Here is a 2,729-nt window from a genome sequence, read left to right as displayed (position 1 = left end):
GAACTTAACCTAATGAACCGCCGTATACCGAACGGTACGTACGGTGGTGTGAGAGGTCGGTAGATGAATTAATCATCTACCTCCTACTCGATTTGCAGAGCTATATATCTTGTTTAGTTGTGCATAAAATTGTATAATTGAGTGGGACATTTCATGAAGGAGAGAAGGGTTATGGACATTATTAAGAAACTTGTACAAGAATTTGGATTGAAGCGGTATCAGGTAGAAAATACTATTAGGCTTATCGATGAAGGGAATACTATTCCTTTTATAGCTAGATATAGGAAGGAGCAGACTGGAGAATTAAGTGATGTTGTTTTAAGAGAGTTTAGTCAAAGGCTTTCTTATTTAAGAAATTTAGAAAGCAGGAAAGAAGAAGTTATAAGGCTTATTAGTGAGCAGGGTAAATTGACTGACGAATTAAAAAGGAAAATCATTGAGGCAGATGTACTTCAAAGAGTAGAGGATTTATATAGACCTTTCAGACCTAAACGCAGAACAAGGGCTACAATTGCAAAAGAAAAAGGACTTGAGCCTTTAGCAGACATAATATTATCTCAAAAAATAGAAGATATAAGTTTAGAAGAATTGGCTAAACAATTTATAAACGAAGAAAAAGGTGTAACCAGCATTGAAGATGCTTATAATGGAGCTAAAGATATAATAGCCGAGATTATTTCTGACAATGCAGAATTCAGAAGATTTATAAGAAATATTACCTTTAATAAAGGGATATTGATATCGAAAGCAGTAGATAGTAAAGCAGAGTCTGTATACGAGATGTACTACGACTACAAAGAGCCTGTCAAAAAAATTCCTAATCATAGAATATTAGCTATTAATAGAGGAGAGAAGGAGAAGTATTTAAGAGTAGGGATAGATGTACCATATGATGAGATTATAACTTATCTTTTAGATAATGTTATTACTAATGATAAAGCCGCTACTACAGAATATCTTAAAGAAGCGGTAGAAGATGGCTATAAGAGACTCATTGCCCCATCTATAGAGAGAGAAATTAGAAATAATTTAACTGAAAGAGCGGAAGAACAAGCAATAAAAATATTTGCTAGAAATCTTAAAAATTTACTTCTTGTGGCACCAGTTAAGGGAAAAGTAGTTATGGGATTTGATCCAGCATTTAGGACAGGATGTAAGATAGCTGTAGTTGATGAAACAGGTAAATTATTACATACAACTACTGTATATCCTACTGAACCGCAAAATAAAGTCGAAGAGACTAAAAATGAGCTTAAAGAAATTATAGACAAATATGATGTAGATATAATTGCAATAGGAAATGGAACTGCATCAAGAGAGTCAGAGCTTATCATAGCTGAAATGTTAAATGAAATAGATAAAGATGTATGTTATACAATAGTAAGTGAAGCAGGAGCATCCGTTTATTCAGCATCAGAAGTTGCAAATGAAGAATATCCTGATATTAATGTATCATTAAGAGGGGCAATATCTATAGCCAGAAGATTACAAGATCCGCTAGCTGAACTCGTAAAAATAGATCCTAAACATGTGGGAGTAGGGCAGTATCAGCATGATATAAATCAGAAAAAATTAGATGAAGCCTTAAAAGGCGTTGTAGAAGATTGTGTTAATAGTGTAGGAGTAGATTTAAATACTGCTTCAGCATCACTACTTCGATATATTGCTGGAATATCGTCTAGTGTTGCTAAAAATATAGTCAAATACAGAGAAGAAAATGGGAAATTTAAAAATAGAGAGCAGCTTAAGAAAGTCCCTAGACTTGGAGATAAAGTTTTTGTGCAGTGTGCTGGTTTCTTGAGAATATCCGATGGAACTAATCCGTTAGACAATACTTCCGTTCATCCGGAGTCGTATGATGTTGCGATTAGGCTTATTAAAAGGTTGGGTTTTTCAGAGGAAGATATAAAGAATGGGAACTTAAGAGATATAGACAAAAGTTTAATTGATATTAATATAGAAAGTTTAGCTCAAGAGCTAGGTGTGGGCTTACCAACTTTAAAGGATATTATAAATGAATTAAAGAAGCCTGGTAGAGATCCAAGAGATGAGATGCCAAAGCCAGTGTTTAGAACCGATGTATTAAAAATCGAAGATTTAAAACCAGATATGGTATTAACCGGAACAGTAAGAAACGTAGTAGATTTTGGTGCATTTGTTGATATTGGAGTAAAACAAGATGGTTTAGTACACATATCTCAATTAAGCAACAAATTTGTTAAGCACCCTATGGAAATAGTTTCAGTAGGAGATATTGTTAAGGTTAAAGTAATAGAAGTAGATATAAAGAAAGGAAGAATAGCATTAAGTATGAGAGAAGTATAGATAATTCAAAATTGAAAATGTAAAATTGATAATTAAGGCTATTGACTAGCAGTTATCGGCTTTTAGCTAAAATTAAAGGCTATGAGCTGATAGCTGTTAGCAGTTGGCTAAAATAAAGCGAAAGGAGTTTTAAATATGAATACAGAGAGAAACAGATTGTATACTTATCGCTGGTATATATGGGGAATACTTGCATTAGCATACGTAATAGTATTTTTCCATAGAGTTGCAGCGGGAGTGGTTAGACAAGATTTGATTAAAGCGTTTAATATTACAGATGTCGAATTTGGGAATTTAGGTTCAATGTATTTTTATGCTTATATGATTATGCAGATACCTTCAGGAATATTAGCAGATACTTTAGGCGCTAGGAAAACGGTTTCTATAGGGACGTTATTGGCAGG

General features: G+C 33.5%; 2 protein-coding genes. Both read left to right on the top strand.

Annotated elements, in window-relative coordinates:
* Window positions 1–171: 171 nt before the first annotated feature.
* Window positions 172–2,325 carry a Tex family protein gene (locus BUB51_RS12395; RefSeq protein ID WP_083599630.1) on the top strand — a complete coding sequence of 718 codons (2,154 nt, stop codon included), beginning with the start codon at window positions 172–174 and terminating at the stop codon, window positions 2,323–2,325.
* 135 nt (window positions 2,326–2,460) lie between these two features.
* Window positions 2,461–2,729 (top strand): MFS transporter (locus BUB51_RS12390; RefSeq protein ID WP_143153635.1); only part of this gene is annotated, 269 nt, incomplete at its 3' end.

The sequence above is a fragment of the Caloranaerobacter azorensis DSM 13643 genome (genome assembly GCF_900129995.1).
GTDB classification, from domain to species: domain Bacteria; phylum Bacillota; class Clostridia; order Tissierellales; family Thermohalobacteraceae; genus Caloranaerobacter; species Caloranaerobacter azorensis.
This window is presented reverse-complemented; position numbering and strand designations above follow the sequence as displayed.